Origin of the sequence: Cellulosilyticum sp. I15G10I2 (assembly GCF_900095725.1) — a bacterium.
GTDB lineage: Bacteria > Bacillota > Clostridia > Lachnospirales > Cellulosilyticaceae > FMMP01.
This window is the reverse complement of sequence record NZ_FMMP01000006.1, coordinates 1,179,621-1,199,474: the sequence shown is the minus strand read 5'-3', so window position 1 is coordinate 1,199,474 and position 19,854 is coordinate 1,179,621. Positions and strand designations below refer to the sequence as shown.

General features: G+C 34.0%; 16 protein-coding genes. 12 read left to right on the top strand and 4 right to left on the bottom strand.

All coding sequences use genetic code 11. From position 1 onward, the window contains the following. Positions 1-6: 6 nt before the first annotated feature. Positions 7-879, bottom strand: a complete 873-nt coding sequence (locus tag BN3326_RS05820) for a hypothetical protein (protein ID WP_069998155.1) — start codon at positions 877-879, stop codon at positions 7-9. Between the two features lie 84 nt (positions 880-963). Between BN3326_RS05820 and BN3326_RS05815 the strand changes: the two genes are divergently transcribed. From BN3326_RS05815 to BN3326_RS05795, 5 genes are all read left to right on the top strand, one after another. Then, complete coding sequence (locus BN3326_RS05815; protein WP_069998154.1) at positions 964-1,494, top strand: Holliday junction resolvase RecU; 531 nt, start codon at positions 964-966, stop codon at positions 1,492-1,494. A gap of 50 nt (positions 1,495-1,544) precedes the next feature. After that, positions 1,545-2,768, top strand: a complete 1,224-nt coding sequence (locus tag BN3326_RS05810; protein WP_069998153.1) for a glycosyl hydrolase — start codon at positions 1,545-1,547, stop codon at positions 2,766-2,768. A gap of 305 nt (positions 2,769-3,073) precedes the next feature. Beyond that, positions 3,074-4,996, top strand: coding sequence for a PrkA family serine protein kinase (locus BN3326_RS05805; protein ID WP_069998152.1), 1,923 nt, complete (start codon positions 3,074-3,076; stop codon positions 4,994-4,996). Between the two features lie 10 nt (positions 4,997-5,006). Beyond that, positions 5,007-6,212, top strand: a complete 1,206-nt coding sequence (gene yhbH / locus BN3326_RS05800; protein WP_069998151.1) for a sporulation protein YhbH — start codon at positions 5,007-5,009, stop codon at positions 6,210-6,212. After that, a complete protein-coding gene (locus BN3326_RS05795; protein ID WP_069998150.1) occupies positions 6,209-7,495 on the top strand; it encodes a SpoVR family protein in 1,287 nt (428 codons plus the stop codon). Before yhbH ends, BN3326_RS05795 begins: the two co-directional genes overlap by 4 nt. A gap of 42 nt (positions 7,496-7,537) precedes the next feature. On the opposite strand, the gene BN3326_RS05790 is transcribed toward BN3326_RS05795, so the two are convergent. Then, positions 7,538-9,721 carry a methyl-accepting chemotaxis protein gene (locus tag BN3326_RS05790; RefSeq protein ID WP_242875945.1) on the bottom strand — a complete coding sequence of 728 codons (2,184 nt, stop codon included), beginning with the start codon at positions 9,719-9,721 and terminating at the stop codon, positions 7,538-7,540. 203 nt (positions 9,722-9,924) lie between these two features. On the opposite strand from BN3326_RS05790, the gene BN3326_RS05785 reads away from it, so the two are divergent. The 4 genes from BN3326_RS05785 to BN3326_RS05775 all read left to right on the top strand — a co-directional run bounded on the left by BN3326_RS05785 (position 9,925) and on the right by BN3326_RS05775 (position 13,713). After that, the gene (locus BN3326_RS05785; protein ID WP_069998148.1) at positions 9,925-10,725 is read left to right on the top strand and encodes an MBL fold metallo-hydrolase; all 801 of its coding nucleotides are present in this window, start codon (positions 9,925-9,927) and stop codon (positions 10,723-10,725) included. Between the two features lie 108 nt (positions 10,726-10,833). Continuing rightward, positions 10,834-10,965 carry a hypothetical protein gene (locus tag BN3326_RS22515; RefSeq protein ID WP_255363178.1) on the top strand — a complete coding sequence of 44 codons (132 nt, stop codon included), beginning with the start codon at positions 10,834-10,836 and terminating at the stop codon, positions 10,963-10,965. Positions 10,966-11,291: 326 nt separating this feature from the next. Continuing rightward, a complete protein-coding gene (locus BN3326_RS05780; protein WP_069998147.1) occupies positions 11,292-12,143 on the top strand; it encodes a DMT family transporter in 852 nt (283 codons plus the stop codon). Positions 12,144-12,201: 58 nt separating this feature from the next. Continuing rightward, positions 12,202-13,713, top strand: coding sequence for a magnesium transporter CorA family protein (locus tag BN3326_RS05775; protein WP_069998146.1), 1,512 nt, complete (start codon positions 12,202-12,204; stop codon positions 13,711-13,713). 94 nt (positions 13,714-13,807) lie between these two features. Here the strand turns inward: BN3326_RS05775 and ade are convergent, their stop codons facing one another. Both ade and pepF read right to left on the bottom strand, forming a co-directional pair. Then, complete coding sequence (gene ade / locus BN3326_RS05770; protein ID WP_069998145.1) at positions 13,808-15,601, bottom strand: adenine deaminase; 1,794 nt, start codon at positions 15,599-15,601, stop codon at positions 13,808-13,810. 125 nt (positions 15,602-15,726) lie between these two features. Beyond that, positions 15,727-17,523 carry an oligoendopeptidase F gene (gene pepF / locus BN3326_RS05765; RefSeq protein ID WP_069998144.1) on the bottom strand — a complete coding sequence of 599 codons (1,797 nt, stop codon included), beginning with the start codon at positions 17,521-17,523 and terminating at the stop codon, positions 15,727-15,729. 183 nt (positions 17,524-17,706) lie between these two features. Here pepF and BN3326_RS05760 point away from each other — a divergent pair, with 183 nt between their 5' ends. The 3 genes from BN3326_RS05760 (at position 17,707) to BN3326_RS05750 (ending at position 19,722) form a co-directional block, all read left to right on the top strand. After that, positions 17,707-18,258, top strand: coding sequence for a sigma-70 family RNA polymerase sigma factor (locus BN3326_RS05760; RefSeq protein ID WP_069998143.1), 552 nt, complete (start codon positions 17,707-17,709; stop codon positions 18,256-18,258). Next, entirely contained in the window at positions 18,245-18,835 is a 591-nt protein-coding gene (locus tag BN3326_RS05755) for a hypothetical protein (protein WP_069998142.1), read from the top strand. Before BN3326_RS05760 ends, BN3326_RS05755 begins: the two co-directional genes overlap by 14 nt. Positions 18,836-18,927: 92 nt before the next feature. Then, a complete protein-coding gene (locus tag BN3326_RS05750; RefSeq protein WP_069998141.1) occupies positions 18,928-19,722 on the top strand; it encodes a M55 family metallopeptidase in 795 nt (264 codons plus the stop codon). Positions 19,723-19,854: the final 132 nt, after the last annotated feature.

Here is a 19,854-nt window from a genome sequence, read left to right as displayed (position 1 = left end):
TTGGAGCTAATTTAAAGCGGGAGTAAGGGGAATATGGTAGGCTGTAGCAAGTTTATAAGCTAAGTCTAGATCATTATGATGAATACATAGGTTAAAAGCCTTTTCATAATTATTAAGCTCCAGTAATACGCGAATTGCTTCTGATTTTGCTTGTCCGAGATAATAGTAAAGAAGCGCTTTATTTTTATCATAAGGTTCGATATATTTTGCAGCTAAAATATAATTTTTATTTTCTGCTTCAAAACTGCTTATTAAAAGATGCATTTGACGAATAAGAGTATCTATCTTTAGTTTTTTTGCACATTCGAGAGCAGAGTAATAATCACGCAATTTAACAAATAATTTAAAAGCGTCTTCATAGTGTTTCGTAAAATATAGTACAGTGGAAAATTCTTCAAGTTGTCTAAGGCCCTCATTTTTTTTGGAGCTGTCTTTACAATAGCTGAAGCATTCAAGGGCACTTGAATACTGATGGGCATTAAGATAGCACTGACCTGCTTCATAGAAAAACTGCTCATTTTTATAAAGTCTTGCTGCATATAAGGGTTTGAAATAGGCATAAAAGTAGGCAGCCTTTTTCACATTTTTTATTTTTTCACAGAGCAATGCACCTTTTTTATAGTATTTTTTTTGATCGGCGAGTTCAATGGCCTTTGAATATAAGCCTAATTTTTGATAAACTAGGATAAGGTGAGGATAGGCATGGGCAAGTTCAAAGCAATCAGCAGCTTTAGAATAGTTTTTAAGTTCCTTATAAAAAATACCAGCCCAAAAGTAGAGTTTATATTTTTCTAAAATGATAGCTTTCTTTTCATTTGACCATAAAAAGAATCTAAACTTAGTCTTTATACAATATATTAAAAAAAACAAATAACTCAATAAAATCCCCCCTAAAATGAAGTATAAACTGCTTAATTAATTTTAACCAATATTTTACAAAAAATCAAGAAAAGAGGAAAAATAATGGGATATTGGAATACGAGAGGCCTAAGAGGTAGCGGACTTGAAGAAATGGTTAATATCACTAATGAATTATATCGGCAGAAAAACCTCGGTGTTGTACAGAAAATTCCGACGCCCATTAAACCAATTACAATTGATAAAGAAAAAAGAGTTATTACCCTTGCTTACTTTGAACAGAAAAGTACCGTTGACTATGTGGGGGTTATCCAAGGGATAGCTATATGTTTTGATGCTAAAGAAACAAGTAAGAATTTTTTGCCCATTAATAATATCCATAAGCATCAGATAGATTTCATGAAAGATTTTAAAAAACAAGGAGGAGAGGCTTTCCTGGTAGTCTATTTTAAAAAGCATGAAGAATATTTCTTTATTGATATTACAACATTGGACACTTATTATGAAAATGCGGTTAGAGGGGGTAAAAAGTCTATAGCCTATGATTTATTTGATAGGAACTACTTAATACCTATTGAAGGCGGCAGGTATATTCATTATTTAAAAACCCTGCAAAAGTACTTAAATGAGGCTTAACCTGTATATAAATAACATAAATTGACCATAATTCCTATGAGGTGATCATGATGAAAAAAATTATCTCTAAAGGAATTATTCTTTTTATGCTTCTGATACTTTTAATAAGTTTTACAGGATGTACAGAGGAAAATAAATACAACGATAATCCAGTAAGTGTTAATGAACAAAGCAAAAAAAATACGCCTATAGAGCTTTATATCAAACAGAATATTAAGCTTGGTTTGTATGAACCAGAAGAAGGCGTTTATTTAGGCGCTTACGTTGAAAAAAATAAAAATATTGAGGGTGATATTACTACATTTGAAAAAATTGTAGGTCAGCGCCAGACATTTAAAGTCTTTCAATATACAATGGGAGAAGGGCTTTCTTCACAAGAAATTTTAAAGTGTATGGCGCAAAGAAAAGTTCCTTATATTAAACTTCTTTTAGGCAATGATTTTGATTTAACTTCTCTTTATCGTATGATTTCAGATATTAATGCATCTTACAGTGTCCCAATTTTTATAGAACTATTTCCACTAACAAGTAAGATATCGCAGCCTATTGTCTATAAAGAAACTTTCCAAAGAGCGCATGAAATTATTCATAAATACCTAGATGATGCAGTTATAGTATGGAGTGTAGATAGTAGTAGGCTCTATGATATGCCGTTATATTATCCGGGAGAGGAGCTTGTAGACTGGGTAGGTATAAATATATATATTCCAAGATATAAAGATAAGCTCCCCTACGAATCAACCTATATAGAGGATATTGATTTTTGGTACAAAAATTTTCAAAAGTCGAAGCCTATGATGATTTCTGGACTTGCTATTTCACATTTTTCAACAATAGATCATACGTACACGCTTAATGATGCACAAAATAAACTGCACGTTATCTATAATAAAGTACTTAGCTTATATCCCCGCATCAAAAGCGTTTTGTATATAGATGTGGATATGGGAGAGGTTGTTAAAAATGGTGCAGATGATTATCGTATCACATCTCAAAAGCAATTAACAGAGTATATGAAGCAAGCTTTTAAAAATGATATTTTTTTAGATGAAATAGAAGAAATTCATGCTAAAAGACAAAGTTCACTTTATATAAAATATGATATTGTTGCCGCACAGTTTGATGAGGATCTTTACTTATCTAAACAGTACATGAGTACTTTTTTTAAAAAAGTACCTCTTTCAAAGATAGGAATGATAGAAGATTTAAATGGTGAGAAATTTTATAAGCTAGATGATGTTAAAGCATATAATGATTTTTATTATAATCGATAAAAGCAGTAGGAGCTTCCCTACTGCTTTTTGCTTTAAACCCAGTCATCGTCGGTATAAATGTCACTTAAGCGTATGCCTAACTGATCACACATATCATCTTCATCTTCATAGTAATCAAGCATTGTGGCATAATATGGATTTAAATGCATTACTCCTCACCTTCTTTCTTAAAGATAGTATTATTTTGTGCTTATTTAGAGTTAATATGCAAATGTACATAAATAAGCTAAAAAATTATCATGTATTCATAAAGGTCACCATATATTTTTAAAGAGAGTTATCCTTCGCAAAGGAGTGAAAAATACATGTTAGATTTTTCCAAACTAATATTAGAGGATCGAAAAGAAAGAAAGGCAGCCGGATTTCGAGGGAGTTTCCTTGAATATTTAAATATTCTTGAAGAAGATCGTACGCTATATCAACTGGCGCATGAGCGTATGTATCACTTATTAGTTAAATCCGGGGTTGAGATGGTTAAGACAGAAGAAGATGCAAGGCTTATGAGAATATACGGTAAAGATGTTATTAAAAAGTATAATTTTTTCAAACAAAATTTTTATGGCATTGATTATACACTGATGAAGATTGTGAGGTATTTTTATTCAGCTGCGATGAAAGGTGAGGAATCAAGACAGGTGCTTTACCTAGTTGGTCCAGTAGGTGCAGGAAAATCTTCAATTATTGATGCCATTAAAGGACTTCTTGAAGATAGCCCCCCCATTTATGCCTTAGAAGGATGTCCTATGAGAGAGGAACCGCTTCATCTTATTCCTAAGCATCTAAGAAAATCAGTAGAAGACGCATTAGACGTTAAAATAGAAGGCGATTTATGTCCAGCGTGTAAATATAGGCTTATTAATGAGTTTTCCGGCGAATATGAGAAATTCCCTGTAGTTCAAACTGATTTTTCAATTAGATCAAGGAAAGGTATTGGTGTAGTGCCGCCAGTTGATCCTAATAATCAAGATACTTCTGTTTTAATAGGCTCAATAGATATTTCCAAGATGGACCTTTATCCTGAAGATGATCCAAGAGTTCTTTCACTTAATGGTGCCTTTAATGTAGGCAACAGAGGTCTTGTAGAATTTATTGAGGTATTTAAAAACGATGTAGAATATCTACATACTATGATCACGGCAACCCAAGAAAAGAGTATCCCGTCTCCAGGAAAGAATGCAATGATTTATTTTGATGGGGTCATTCTTGCACATTCTAATGAAGCAGAATGGAATAAGTTTAAATCTGACCATACAAATGAAGCGATATTAGACCGTATTGTTAAGGTAGAAGTGCCTTATTGCTTGGAACTTAGTGAAGAAATAAAAATCTATGAAAAAATGTTAAGAAGTTCTAAGTTTAAATCTCATATGGCACCACATACTTTAGAAATAGCATCAATGTTTGCCATTTTATCAAGACTTTCACCATCCACTAAGGTCGATCCTCTCACTAAACTTAAGATCTATAATGGTGAGGAGATTATTGAGAAAGGTACCACCAAGCGCATTGATATTTTTGAGCTTAAGGAGGAAGCAGAAAGAGAGGGCATGACAGGTTTATCTACCCGTTTTATATCAAAAGCAATTGACACGGCTCTTTCAGAATCAGAACATGATTGTATTAACCCTATAGGACTTATGGATGTACTTACAAAAGAAATTAAAGAAATGACTATTTCAGATGAAATTAAGAAGAAGTATTTAGCTTTTTTACAAGACACTATCAAAAAGGAATATCACAAGATGTTAGAAAAAGAAGTGACTAAAGCTTTTATTCATGGCTATAAAGAACAAGCAGAAGATTTATTTAACAATTATCTAGATCATGCTGAAGCGTATGCGAATAAAACAAAAATTAAAGATGTCAATACTGGAGAAGATTTAAACCCAGATGAAGAATTTATGCGTTCTATTGAAGAACAATTAGGGATAACGCAAGCAGGTGCTAAAGGTTTTAGGCAGGATGTGACGTCTTATATGTTTTCTATTATTAGAAATGGCGGAAAGGTTGAGTATAATTGTTATGAACCTCTTAAAGAAGCTATTGAGAAAAAACTAACTTCTTCTGTAAGAGAACTCTCAAGAATTATTACACAAAGTAAAGTCCGTAATAATGAACAAAGTAGTAAATACGATGCGATGGTTGATGAAATGAAAAACAATGGATACTGTGATCACTGCTGTAATGTTATCTTAAAATACGCTGCTAATAACTTATGGAAAGATTAGGTGCAACTTTATGGGTACAATATTTAAAGAATTTCAACCTAATAGCAGAGATCGCAGTGTTGAAGATAGAAGAAGGCACAAAGAGCTTGTAGAAAAGAGTATTAAAGATAATATAGGTAGCATTATTTCAGAAGAGAGCATTATTGGCAAAAGCAAAAATAAAAAAATTAAAATCCCAATAAAAGGGCTCAAAGAGTATTATTTTAAATATGGTAAAAACCAAAAGGCAGTTGTAGCAGGCAGTGGTGAAGAAGAAAAAGGCAAAAAAATATCAAAAGGAGATTATGGAAAAGGGGGCAGTGGGGATGGTGCAGGTAATGAGGAAGGCGAAGATATTTATGAAACAGAAATTACTATAGAAGACGCCATTCATTTTCTATTTGAAGACCTCAATCTGCCCTACTTACAACATAAAAAATTTAATGAAATAGAGACGCAGTATGGTTCAAAAAGATCAGGGGTAAGAGATAAAGGATCAAGATGCAGATTGTCTAAGAAACACACTGTAATGGAAAAAATAAAACGTCAAAAAAGACAGCAACATATAATAGATACAACCTATTCAAATCTAAAAAGTAAAGAGATTTTGCAAGAAGATAGAAATCCTTTTCATCAAGAGGACCTTAAATATTTTTATAAAAAACCCAAGTTAAAAAGAGATTCCAATGCGGTTGTACTATGCATCATGGATACTTCAGGCTCTATGGGACAGACCAAAAAATATTTAGCCAGAAGCTTCTACTTTCTGCTTTATCAATTTCTAATTATCAAATATATACATGTAGAGATTGTTTTTATTGCACATACTACAGTTGCTAAGGAGGTTAGTGAAAATGACTTCTTCCATCGCGGAGAAAGCGGTGGAACGTATATTAGTAGTGGCTATCAAAAAGCGCTTGATATCATTGAAGAAAGATATCATCCAAGCAACTGGAATGTATATGCTTTTCACTGCAGTGATGGAGATAACTGGGGTGAAGACAATGATAAGGCTGTAGAACTTGCTAATAAGCTATGTGGTGTATGCAACTTATTTGGCTATGGAGAAATAAAAACAAGTACTTATACAAGTACTATTATGAATAGATACTATGAAGATGTGAATAGACCTAACTTCACAACTGTAAAAATATTAAAAAAAGAAGATGTATGGACTGCATTTGTTGATATGCTAAGCGTAGAGCGTTCGACCTCGGGGGGTGAAAACCAAGCATGAATTATACTCTAAAGGATTTAGAACAATATAATGAAAGAATCGAAGAGATTGCAAGACACATAGGTCTTAGTTATTACCCGCAGGAATTCGAAATAATAAGTTTTGAAGACATGTTATGTTATGAAGCATATGTAGGGATGCCGGCCCATTATCCCCACTGGAGCTATGGCAAGAATTATGAAAAGCTAAAGATGGCTTATAAGTATAACTTAGCGGGGTTACCTTATGAAATGGTCATTAACTCAGATCCGTGTATAGCTTATCTCATGAAAGACAATACCTTACTCTTACAAGTTTTAACAATAGCACACGTTTATGGACATAATGATTTTTTTAAAAATAATAGGCTTTTTAAAGAGTATACCAATGCAAAATTAACACTCGAAAAGTTTAAAAACCATGCAGCAAGAATAAGAACATACATCAAAGATCCAAGTATAGGTTACAATGAGGTAGAAAAAGTATTAGATGCTGCCCATTCGATTAAATATCATTGCGGCGCTTTTTGCAAGGTCAATTATGATTATGATTTTTATCCTAAAATAGAGTATCCTTATGAAAACGTACTGGATTTCCTAATGAGATATGGCCGCTTAGAGGACTGGCAAAAAGATATTATGAGTATTGTTATGGAAGAAAGCCGTTATTTTTTACCTCAAATTGAAACTAAAGTTATGAATGAAGGATGGGCAACTTTTTGGCATTATAACATACTTAATGAACTAAGTCTAAGTAAAGGGATGCAAATAGAGTTTTATAAAGTGCATAACAACGTTATTTGCCAAAGACCAGGAAGTTTGAATCCATACTTTTTGGGATTTAAAATATGGCAGAGTCTGTATAATAAATATGAAGGAAATTTTGAAAAATTAGCGGCTATACGCGCAACGGAAAGAGATGCCTCATTTATCAGAAGCTATTTAACTTATGAATTAGCTGCGGAAAGCAATCTGTGTGAATTTGAAGAAGAAGAAAGGTATTATATCGTTTCAGAAGTATCCGATGATTTAGGTTGGAAAAAGATCAGAAATACTTTAGCGGAGACTATTGGGATAGGAGGCATACCGTCGATACAAGTAAAAGACATAAGGAAAAGTGAAAATTGTTTAATTCTCACCCATGTGTATGATGAAAGAGAACTTAATTTATCTTATGCAACAGAAACGCTTAAGTACATTCAAACCCTTTGGGGGGGAAAAGTTATTTTAAACACAAACTTATCTCAAGTGCCTAGGCAGATTATATGTAATGAAAATAAAAAGGTATCCATTGAAAATGCATAAATAATTAAAATGACAGGACTTAGCTAAGTCCTGTCATTTTAATTATTTGCATTTAAAAGCAGTTACAGTATCATTAAGATTTTCAGATGAGTGTGAGAGTACTTTGGAAACTTGTTCTACCTGAGAGGTTTGGGTGAGTATTGATTGTACCAACTCTAAAGCTGTTTCACTTCTGTTTGCACTCTTCAATGTGTTTTTATCTAGAATAGCCGCAGTTTCTTGAATATTTAAGGAAATTTCATTGATTTCATCTGCCTGAATTTTAATTAAGTCGGAAATTGACTGTACATTGCCGGTTACACTTGAAATATCCTCTTGGATTTTGTTAAAAGTAGCGATTGAAGATTTCACAATGGTACTTTCTTCCTCTACCTTAAGGCCGATGTTTTCAACATTTTGGATTGTATTTTGAGTTTCACTTTGAACTGAAGAAATAAGGTTAGAGATAGATTCTGTAGCCTCACTGGATTCAACTGCGAGTTTTGAAATTTCACTTGCTACAACTGCGAAACCACGGCCTGCCTCTCCAGCACGAGCTGATTCAATTGAGGCATTAAGAGCAAGCAACTTTGTTTGTTTGCTAATGGAACTAATTAAATTTGTAACTTGGCTAATTTCTTCTGAATATTTTTGAAGTACAATAATACTTTGGAGTGTATCATGCATAGTGGCTTCTAGTTCGTTAACAGTAGCAAGAACTTTTTTTGAAGATTCAGTATTGGCAAGCGCATGTTCATTAGTATTCTGCGTTTTAGTATTAACATCATTTATGAGTTCTTTGACATCTTTAATGGAGTTGGAGATAAGGCTAAATTTTTCCTCTGCAGTCTGAAATATTTTATTTTGTTTCTCAAAGTTCTTAATAAAATAAGATACAGATGTTTCAATAACATTTGTGTTTTCTTTTACACTTTCAGTCATTGTAGAAAGACCCTTGGCAGAGTTTTTTGCCTCTGTTGAAGCACTTCCGATGCGCTTAATTAAGCTCATTTGATTATTGATAAATTTATTAAACCATCTGGAAAGCTCACCGATTTCATCTTTTGAAGCTTTATCGACTCTTATCGTGAGATCACCCTCACCTTCTGCGATTTGCTGTAAGATAGTAATGGTTTTATTTAACGGTGAAGTAACTAACTTTTTAACAATATAGGAAGTTGTTAGTATCATTAACAGCCAGATAAGACCTAATCTTGCAAGTTCAAAATCATTATTAAAATAGGAAAATAAATAGTTTCCAAAGAGTAAAATGCCGCTAGTTAAGCCGCTTATAACAGGGATTTTTAAACTTAAACTCGAAAAATTGTAGATTTCAGCGATATCGCCCTCACACATCATGCCCCATATTTCTTCAGAGTGGGGTGGCGTAATAAGAATACCTTTTCCGCCGACTGGAATATGTCTGTAGTCGGGGTATCCCGGCCAGCAATCTAAGTTTTCACCATTTTTAATAGTATTATTAACACCGGGATGAAGTCCACCAGTAGCTGGGTCATTAAATATTATTTCAAATTCAGTATGCTTCTTAATTTGAATGACACCCCAGCGCTTTGTTTTGATACCTTGTTTTAAATTTTCTCCTAAAGTAAAAGTATTATCTTCAAAGCGGCTTCTTGAAATAGCGGTTCCAGGCGCAATACCTCTATTAGATTTTACCATAAACAAGTAGTTGTCCCCTGAATCCTTATAGATATGGGTATCCTCATCTTGAATAATATCGCTCATTACATCATTAGGAATTCTGCCACACAGTATAGAGGTTCTGCCAGTATTATCATTTTTAAAAGGTAATGAGAACATCAGTGTAACTTCATCTGAAAAAGTAGAATTAAATTTCCCGATTTTAAGCGTACATTCATCAATATAAGGGCCATACATAAGTGGTTTATGGGCTATACCGCTGATATAATTGGGGAGAGTATTCATATATGTACCAATATTTTTTTGATAAGTAGAGGCATAAACTTTACCTTCTTGATTAATGAGGAAAAGTTCTGTAAAATCTTTAAATTGTTCAGCTTTAGTTAATAGAATTGCAGTGATTTCATCGTAATTTAGATCATTTTGATTAAAATAAGCTAAAATCGTATCTCGTGTAAGCTCCAAAGCTACCCAAGTGTCTTTAAACCAAGTGTCTAATGCTTTTTTTCTGCCTCTTGAAATCCCTTCAAAAACTTGCTCAGAATGAGATTTTAAAGATTTGTTAAGCAGGTAATTAAGTTTCAAAATTGTACCTCCTACCTTGTTACATATACTCTATTTGTGGAAAAATCAATATATGTAAAATAATGATATTTTATTAAGATTATTGCATATTTATGATGAAAAAGCAATATTAAAGAAATGATTTATTTGGACGAAAGTAGCTAAATATGTTATAGTAATAGCAATTAAATAAGAAACGACAGGACATGTGGAGGAAGCTGACTATGGATTTTAAGTTATGTACTATTGCGAGTGGAAGCAGCGGCAATTGTACCTTTTTACAGGCGGGAAGCAAGATGTTTTTAATAGATGTTGGCATTAGTGGCAAGAAGGCAGTTCTTGGACTTGCTGAACTTGGTGTTAATCCTTATGATATACAGGGTGTTTTTATTACACATGAGCATATTGATCATATTAAAGGCGTAGGTATTTTTAGCAGAAAGTACGATACGCCTATCTATGCCACACATAAAGCATGGGATAAAATCATTGGAGATCAAATGATAGGAAATGTTAAAGCGCATAATATTAGATTTATTTCTAAAGAGGAATATTTTGAGGTAGAGGACCTAAGTGTATTTCCTTATGGTATTTATCATGATGCTGTAGATCCAGTAGGTTATGCATTTTTATACGACAATAAAAAAATTACAATTGCAACAGATATCGGCATTGTAGATGAGCGGATTAAAGATCATCTTAAAGGATCTCACGGCATACTTCTAGAATTTAATCATGATATTAATATGTTAGAGGCTGGTACGTATCCATTCTATCTTAAAAAACGTATTTTAAGTAATGTAGGACATTTAAATAATGAAGCGGCAGCTGAGGTTTTGACTGATATTTATCATAAAGATATGAAGTGGGCAATACTTGGACATTTAAGTAAAGATAATAATGTCCCAGATCTCGCTTTTTTAACGGCTAAGATGGCATTAGAAGAAAAAAACATTGTTATTGATAAAGACATAAAAATAAGTGTCGCTAAAAGGGATAATGTTTCTGAAATACACACTGTTTAAATTATTAATTTGAAAAATATATGTATAAAAATGATTAAGCTGCTAATACTATCCTTGTAATTGAGTTATGCAAATTACTAACTTGGATAATTGAAAGGAGGATTAATCATGGCTAAAAATTCAAATAACAATGCAAATAATAATGCAAACAATAACACAAATAATAACACAAACAATAACACAAACAATAAAGCAAACAATAAAATGAACAACAATACAAACAATAATACAAACTGCTAATCCTATCTATACTCATTAAAAAGGTTATAGATAATCAATAAGAAAAGGGTGATATAAGTATTGCATACTTATACCACCTTTTTTCACTTTATATAGATTTCACATTTTATAATTTAACTTATTAATGATATTATTTAATGTGAAATTATTTTGAGAAATAACATTATAGTAATAAATAAGGAATAGGAGCGTTTGGCATAGGGTGTATCAGTGATAAACAACTTAAATAACTAGCAAGCAGGGATTTAATATTGAAAATGGTATCAACTATCCTTATAATGAATATATTGTATAGGACTAAAAAGTACATACTTATTGGAGGCATTATGAATCATAATAGGCAAAAAGGAATTTTACTGCTGATAGGAACTGCGATTTTGTGGAGTCTAGGAGGGGTGCTTATCAAGGGCGTTCAGTGGAGTGGCGTTACAGTTGCTGGAATGCGGAGTATCATTGCGGCAATTGTTATTTTGATTTTTATGGGAAAACCGAGTTTTAAGTTTACGTGGGCCAGGCTTGGGGCAGTTATATCTTATGCCGCAACTGTGCTTCTTTTTGTGATGGCAACTAAAATGACAACCGCAGCCAATGCTATTTTGCTGCAGTATACCGCACCGATTTATACAGCTTTATTAGGGATAGGATTATTAAAGGAGCGGGTTTATAAAAAAGATGTAGTTTGTATAGGCATTATTTTTGCCGGAATGATACTATTTTTTATTGATAGTCTTAAAGTTGGCAATATACTTGGAGATGTATTGGCCCTTTTATCAGGAGTTAGTTTTGGTGTGATGAGTGTTTTCATGCGCATGGAAAGGGATAATGATCCGGTGCAAAGTATTTTTTGGGGCAATATCGTAACTTGTATCGTTACTTTACCCTTTATGGGTCAACTTACATTCACAACAGAGAGCGTAATAGGGATTTTATTGTTAGGTGTATTTCAATTGGGCTTATCTTATATTCTTTATAGTAAAGCTATTAAGCACGTAAGTGCACTAGAAGCAGTACTTATACCTATTATTGAACCTCTTTTAAATCCTATATGGGTTATGCTGCTTCAAAAGGAAGTTCCTTCTCTTTATGCAGTTATTGGAGGGGTGATTGTCATAGGGGGAGTAACAGCAAGAGCGCTTAATCCTAAAAAATTAACAATAGCTGTAGAAGAAAGTATGTGAGGATAAAAAAAAAAATTGAGGGCATTCTATATAAAAAATAGGTATAGGATGCTTTTTTATGAAAAAAAATGTAATAAGTGAGCATATCTTTTTATTTCCGTTTACATGGAAATCTGGTAGTGAGAAAAATAATTATCTTTTTTTACAGCATCTACAGATTGAAAACAAACAATTTGACAGGTTGAAAAACTGGCAAGCTGATTATGCTACAATAGAAGCAGATAAAGATTATAACGAGTTCGTCTATTTTTATAAGCCTGTTCGTGCCTCACTTTATACATTTCGAAGTTCACCGCTTATTGTCCGTAATTATTCTTATGATGGACTAAGTGAAGATAATCATTTTATTATCAGTGCAGAGGGAAAAGAGTATAGCCTTAATATTTGTAATATACATCTTAAAATCTATAAAACAGGAATAGGGATATTATCTCTTAGTGTTTGCAATAGTAGTTATGAATCACCACAAGACATTCAAAATATTAACAGTTTCAGCAAATGTATTTATCCGCCTATCTTACCTATCGAAAAAGCAAGAGAAGAACTTTTTCCAGAATACATCAAAATTAGGCTTAATGATAAACATAAAACAGAAGAATATTTTAATAAGGACTATCATAAAGAACCTATTACAATAACACCACTTATTATGAGTATTTTAGGAGAACCTTTTGTGTGTAAAGAAAATAAGGTGAGATCTGACAGCCTTTTTATAGAACCCATTTTAGGCAGCCAAATGTTTTGTCTATGTCTTTATAAAAATCCTGAAATTGTAGAAGATATGAAAGACGGCTCAATGAATTATAGCTTAATAGAAAGTTTTATGATGATTAATAAAAGAATAATGTATCAGCAAGAAGATTATATTCCAGGCCATGTGGGGTCTATATATTATCTTAAAAGTGAACATAACATCTATGGTATCAGTCGTTTTTCGCTCATGTGTATCTCAAAAGAGGTATTAAGAAGTAAGCTCTATGATCAGTTGGTTTCACTTGTTATTATGCAACGGGCAACGCTGCTTAGTTTATCTACGGAAATAGCAAGGGTATCTACCCTTGCAAAATATGATTTGGTACCAGCGATAGAGAGTATCTATGAGATTTATATTCAATTTATTAATCAGTTATATTTTAAAGAGGTTACAGAAGATATACAAGGATCTCTTATTTATGACAAACTTTCTACACAGCTTAAAATAGAAGAAGAACTTAAACAACTTGATTTTGAGATTGACGAAGTTCATGAATATGCGACATTAATTGAACAGTCGCAATCTAAGTTTAAAGTACAGATACTGACCATAATAGGTGCTGCGCTAGTTATACCAACCTTTGCAACAGGTTTTTTTGGTATGAATATCTTTAAAGAAGAAATTGTAAGATGGTGGATGAATAAAAATGTAGCTTTATGGATGAATGGTTATGTCTTTTTACCCATACTTATTATGGTTGCATTGTGTACGTGGAATAGAAGAAAAACTAAGATGAATATTCTTAAAAATATAATACTTCTAGGACTTATTTTTGCCAGTATCATGATTATTGCTACATGTGGGTGTGGCTTATAACTATTTGATTTAAGCGGTACTATTTAGAGCATAAAAAAACCGTGACACACCTTTAGGTCTGCCACGATAACTCATGCAAAAAAACAGCGTATTTTTAAACGAATAAATCTATCAGTTTAAAGTTAACAGTATCTACAAGTCCTTTATTAGTAAGGCGCAACTCGGGAAGCACTGCTAAAGACAGAAGGGCCATTGTCATAAAAGGAGATTCCATGTTGCATCCTAGTACTTTCCATGCCTCATCAATATGAGCCACTCTGGCTGCAACTGTTTCTAAATTGTCGTCGGACATAAGTCCTGCAATAGGGAGTGGATTAAGAGCTAGTATTTGACCATTTCTCACAACTACCATGCCGCCTCCGGCTTCGGCAAGCGTATTAGCCGCCAGAGCCATATCTTCATCGTTAGTTCCTAAAACTAAAAGGTTATGGGCATCATGAGCTACTGTAGAAGCAACAGCCCCATCTTTAATCCTAAACCCCGTTACAAAGCCTTTGCCAATGCTGCCAGTTGCTAAGTGCCGGTCTATAACAGCCGCTTTAACAATATCTTGGGTTACATCATTTTGAACGATACCGCCTATAACAGGCAGAGTATTTATTTGATGCTTAGTGCCTACTTGAGCATCGGCTACAGCCATCACATGAACATTGATGGTATTTGTCTTATAGTCTGCTGGAGCAATAATCTCAAAGTCTTTGGCTGTTAAGCTTTTACGCATATGCATTGTATGTTTGGCGAAATCAGGATAATCAGATTTAACAATCTCAACCTGCATCTTGCCACCTGAAGCAACAAGCTCCCCATTAATCAGTACTTTGTCTACCGCCACCTGAGAAAGATCACGAAGCAGAACAATATCTGCCCATTTGCCAGGAGAAACACTGCCAAGGTCTCGGCTAAGGTTAAAACACTCAGCGACATTTATAGTAGCCATTTGAATAGCGGTGATAGGATTAACACCTTCTTCAATAGCGCGTCTAATAATATGATTCATATGTCCTAAATGCAGCAAAGTATCTGGATGCGTATCATCACTGACTAAGTTTGCAAAACGGGTATCAATAGCGTGCTCTGTAATCGCTTTAATTGTTTCTTTAACATCATGCCAAGCAGAGCCTTCACGTATTTGTACATACATGCCAAGTCGCATTTTAGCAAGTACATCTTCAGCATGGACTGTTTCATGACAGCAGCGAGAGCCGGCAGCGATATAAGCATTAAGGTCTGGGCCAGCACCCGGCATAGGATAATGGCCAGTAATCGTCTTGTTTGCAGCGAGTGTAGCTTGAAGTGAGCGATGAACCTGATGATCAACATGCAGCACACCAGGAACGTTCATCATTTCACCAAGGCCAATAATCGTATCCCACTGCATAGCGTCCGCGATCACCTCTGCACTAAGTATAGCACCGGTATCTTCAAAACCAGGAGTCGCAGGTACGCAGCTTGGCATGGTAGTATACACATTTAAGGGTACATCTATTCCATCTGCGATCATTAGTTTGATACCTTCTAGCCCCAGTACATTAGCGATTTCATGAGGATCCATAAAAATAGAAGTTGTGCCATTTGGAATAACTGCTTTAGCATATTCTTTCACGGATAACATACTGCTCTCAACATGAATGTGTCCATCCATAAAGCCAGGGGCAATATAAAGGCCAGTTGCATCAATTATCTGTGTAGCTTTACCTATTGTATGAGATGCATCACCTACAAGTGCAATACGGCCATGTGTAATGGCAACATCGGTACATTTTATAATTTCAGCGGTACATACATTAACTAAGTGACCATTTTTAATAACAAGATCCGCCTTTTTTTCTCCGCGGGCAACTAAAACAAGCTCTGCGGTTACATCGGCAAGTGCATATCTTTTGGTCATGATAAGGCCTCCTAAAAAGTTATTTCAACTATCATAACACTAGAAAAAATGATTTGCAATAAAAAAAAGCCCTAAAAATACAACAAAGTTCCCCAGAAAAGTGAGGAACTTTGTTACTTAGCTATTTACAAGGCTTTCATTTGCTGTATCAAATTTCTAAATTCATTAAGTGCTGCTTCTATAGGCTCAGGGGTACTCATATCAACCCCTGCTAGTTTGAGAAGGTCGATAGGATCTTTTGAAGAGCCCCCACTTAAGAAGCTCATATAATCTTTGACAGCCGGCTCACCTTCTTTTAAGATACGGCTTGAAAGTGCGATGGCAGCAGAATAACCTGTTGCATACTGATAAACATAAAATGGGGAATAGAAGTGAGGAATACGTGCCCATTCATTTTCAATAAGCTGATCGACTATCATTTCAGCACCGTGATACTTCTTGACAAGTTCATAGTATTTACTGCTAAGATACTCAGATGTTAAGGTACCGCCTTTTTGGTTTGTGAGATGAACTTCTTTTTCAAATTCGGCAAACATTGTTTGTCTATAAAGCGTACTTCTGAACTGTTCCATAAAATAGTTAATAAGATATGTCTTATAGTTAGGGTCTGTTACTGTTTTTAGAAGGTATTGCATAAGCAGCGCTTCATTGACAGTAGACGCTACCTCAGCAACAAAAATAGCATAGCCAGAATAAATATGAGGTTGAGTTTTTGAAGAAAAGTAACTATGAAGTGCATGCCCCATCTCATGTGCTAAAGTAAATAGATTATTGACATTTTCAATATAATTCATGAGGACATAAGGATGAGGGATCCCATAGGTACTCCAGGAGTAAGCCCCGCTTCGTTTGCCTGCATTTTCATATTTGTCAATCCATCTGTTATTAAATCCTTCCCTGATAAGTGCTACATATTCTTTACCAAGTGGTTCAAGCGCTTTAAGAATAATTTCACAGGCCTCATCGTAAGAGATATTCATCTCAAAATCCTTAACCAGCGGGACAAATAAATCGTACATATGAAGCTCTGAAACCCCAAGTAAATTGCGTCTAAGAGATACATAGTCATGCATGATATCCAGATGGTTATTCACAGTATCAATGAGGTTGTCATAAACCGAAATAGGGATATTGTTTTCAGAAAGCGCATAGTGAAGAGGTGTCTGAAAACCTCTGACGCTTGAAAATAAACCATACTGTTTGATATTAGATGAAAAGGTTGCAGCAAGCGTATTTTTATAACTTGTATAAGTCTCATACATACCTGTAAAAGCTGATTGTCGCACATCACGATCTTTACTTTCTAAATACTTAATATAAGTACCATGGGTGAGTCTGACTGATTCACCTTGTTCATTTGTTAGTAAAGGGAATTTTAGATCTACATTATTAAACATACTAAAAACATTTTGAGGGGCACTGGCTATTTCAGAGACTTTTGCGAGCAAGTTTTCGGTTTTGCTGTCTAAAATATGTTCCTTTTGTCGTAATATCTCATTTAAATAGCGTTCATAGCGTTTAAGTTCTGGTGTTTTAATAAAAAAATCTGCCATGACTTCCTTGGTAAGGGTTGATAACTCTGAATTTGCAAAAGATAAGGCAGCAGATATTTCTGTATACAAGTTTTCAGATTTACTTGAAAGGTCTTGATAGTAAGCATTTCCCCCATCTTGATGGAGTCGCATATGAGAATAGAGATAAAGCTTGCCATTTAATTCTAAAATTTCATCTTGTTTTACTAAAAATTCAAGTAAAGTGTCACTATTTAGGGCTAGCTTTCCTTCAAAGTCTGAGAAGGGTTCGGCAAGTTTTTTAGCTTTATCAAACTGTTCTTTAAACACTGTATCATTTGGAAAGATGTCTTCAAGTTTCCAAGTGTCTTCTAATTTTACCTGATCTCTTTGAGGCAGGGAAGTGGACATTAGCGTCAGCTCCTTTGTGAATTGATTTTTTTATAGTATACTACGTTTGTTCTAAAAATAATAAACAATCATAAAAAATATTTTTAAATTACTATTTTTTATAAAAACAACTATAGAGCTGTAAGAAGTAAATGAGAACTATCGTATATATTTAAAAGATCGGAATAAGGAGGAGGGGAGTTTATGGAAGAGCAAGTCGCTAAATACTTACGGCAAAGGCATGTTGAAGGAATTGATTTATTAATCGATACGTATAGCAACCTCATTTATGGTGTTATTTATAGTATTTTTAAGAATCAAATGAAAGATGAAGATGTTGAAGAGTGTTATTATGATGTTGTTTTTACTATTTGGAGTAAAATAGATCAATATGATTCGCGAAAAGGAGTTTTTAAAAATTGGCTTATTTCTATTGTAAGGTTTAAAGCTATTGATTACCTCAGAAAATGCAGAAGACTATATCGGGAAAACAAGCAGGAAACTGTAGGCGGACAAGATGATTCAGCAGAAGATATTGTTATAGGTAAAGAGGACGAGATAGCAATAAAAAAAATGCTTCATAATCTAGAGGAAGTAGATGAGCAGATTTTTACGTGGCGATATTTAGAAGATCTTTCTATTGAAGAAATAAGTGTAAAGCTGCAAATGACACCACAAGCTATTTATACGCGTATTTCTAGGGGGAAGGGTAAACTTAGGAACTGGATGGGAGGTAGGTATGATGAAAAAAGTTAATGATCACTATGAGATAGTAAGTGACGATGCTGTGGAAAAATTAGAACAACTAGGGGAAGCGTATAGAGGTAAAGGGGCACAAGATAAAGCAAAAGTAAAACAATATATTAGAAAAAGAAATTTAGAAGTGATGGGGCAAACAGCTCGAAGTGAGTTGAAAGAAGATGAATATATAGAAGCTGAGTTTGAAGGGAGCTTAACATCTTTGACTTATCTAGGGAATATGACAAGCGCGGAGTATGCATTTATGATGCTCGCGGCTTATAATGATATACCCATTAAATATCGTGGTTATTTAACCACTAAAAAAATCATTCTGTATGAAGTGGGAAAGTTGAATTGTATTGGAAGGCAGTATGTATTTGATTACGGAGCTATTAGGAATCTGAAGTTTAAACGGCATAAGACATTCATTAAAATAGTATTTAAAGTAGAAAAAGACAAATATGACCAATTCAGAATGTCTGGGAATTGGCTGCTATATCCATTTGTAAATAGAAAAATAGGCATTAATATTTGGAGTGATGACCGTGAAATTCTATTAAAATTTATCCAAAAAAAGGTATCCAGTATTTAAAATTATATTAGAGTGGGCTATAATAAAAGTTACGAGATAAGATTATCAATTAAAAGATTAATTACGTATACAAAGTGAGGGGGCGTTAGAGTATGCGCATATATATTAGTGCAGACATTGAGGGCGTAACAGGAGTATCAACGTGGGAAGAAACGCTTAAAGGCAATGCAGAGTATGATAGATGCAGGGAGCAAATGACAAGAGAGGTAGCCGCAGCCTGTGAAGGGGCCCTTGCTGCTGGTGCAGATTATATTATTGTAAAAGATGCCCATGAAGATGGTAAAAACCTTATACATTCTATGCTGCCGGAACAAGTGAAAATTATCTCAGGCTGGAGCAATCACCCTTACAATATGGTAGAAGGCTTAGACGAGAGCTTTGATGGGGTGATGCTTATAGGATATCATAGCGGAGGCAGTTCAAATGGATCACCTCTTGCGCATACTTTATCCATTAATAGTATTAGAAATATTACTATTAATGGGAAGAAGGCAGATGAATTTTTGATTTATGCCTACGCGGCCCACAGGCTGAAAGTACCTGTTATTATGGTAACTGGCGATGGCGAACTTATAAGGCATGTAAGAGCATTTGATCCAGCTATTAAGACAGTAGCGGTACAAGAAGGATTTGGCGGTGCAATTGTAAGTATTCATCCCAATGTAGCCGCTGCACGTATTAAAAAAGCAGCTAAACGTGCTGTAGAAAATATAGTGAGTTTTACAACAAGCCAGTTAGATACTTATGAACTAAAGGTCGAGTTTAAAAAGCATCAAGATGCTTATAAATATTCTTTTTATCCAAAGGCAGAGCAAATAGGTGAGTATACGATTAGATATGTCTCAAATAATTATATGGATCTTTTGACGCTACTGATGTTTATGTAATAAATAAGAATGTGGAAATAAGAAGCAGCAGCCACTTATTTTTACATTCTTTTGTTATTCAATGCGTCCATATCTTTTAAATAATTTTAAGGATAGTACGATTCATACTGGTTATATTAAGTTGAGGAGGAA

Coding starts and splice junctions, on each gene's coding strand:
- BN3326_RS05815 (WP_069998154.1), top strand. CDS start 964: ATGGGATATTGGAATACGAGAGGCCTAAGAGGTAGCGGACTTGAAGAA.
- BN3326_RS05810 (WP_069998153.1), top strand. CDS start 1,545: ATGAAAAAAATTATCTCTAAAGGAATTATTCTTTTTATGCTTCTGATA.
- BN3326_RS05805 (WP_069998152.1), top strand. CDS start 3,074: ATGTTAGATTTTTCCAAACTAATATTAGAGGATCGAAAAGAAAGAAAG.
- yhbH (WP_069998151.1), top strand. CDS start 5,007: ATGGGTACAATATTTAAAGAATTTCAACCTAATAGCAGAGATCGCAGT.
- BN3326_RS05795 (WP_069998150.1), top strand. CDS start 6,209: ATGAATTATACTCTAAAGGATTTAGAACAATATAATGAAAGAATCGAA.
- BN3326_RS05785 (WP_069998148.1), top strand. CDS start 9,925: ATGGATTTTAAGTTATGTACTATTGCGAGTGGAAGCAGCGGCAATTGT.
- BN3326_RS22515 (WP_255363178.1), top strand. CDS start 10,834: ATGGCTAAAAATTCAAATAACAATGCAAATAATAATGCAAACAATAAC.
- BN3326_RS05780 (WP_069998147.1), top strand. CDS start 11,292: ATGAATCATAATAGGCAAAAAGGAATTTTACTGCTGATAGGAACTGCG.
- BN3326_RS05775 (WP_069998146.1), top strand. CDS start 12,202: ATGAAAAAAAATGTAATAAGTGAGCATATCTTTTTATTTCCGTTTACA.
- ade (WP_069998145.1), bottom strand. CDS start 15,601: ATGACCAAAAGATATGCACTTGCCGATGTAACCGCAGAGCTTGTTTTA.
- pepF (WP_069998144.1), bottom strand. CDS start 17,523: ATGTCCACTTCCCTGCCTCAAAGAGATCAGGTAAAATTAGAAGACACT.
- BN3326_RS05760 (WP_069998143.1), top strand. CDS start 17,707: ATGGAAGAGCAAGTCGCTAAATACTTACGGCAAAGGCATGTTGAAGGA.
- BN3326_RS05755 (WP_069998142.1), top strand. CDS start 18,245: ATGAAAAAAGTTAATGATCACTATGAGATAGTAAGTGACGATGCTGTG.
- BN3326_RS05750 (WP_069998141.1), top strand. CDS start 18,928: ATGCGCATATATATTAGTGCAGACATTGAGGGCGTAACAGGAGTATCA.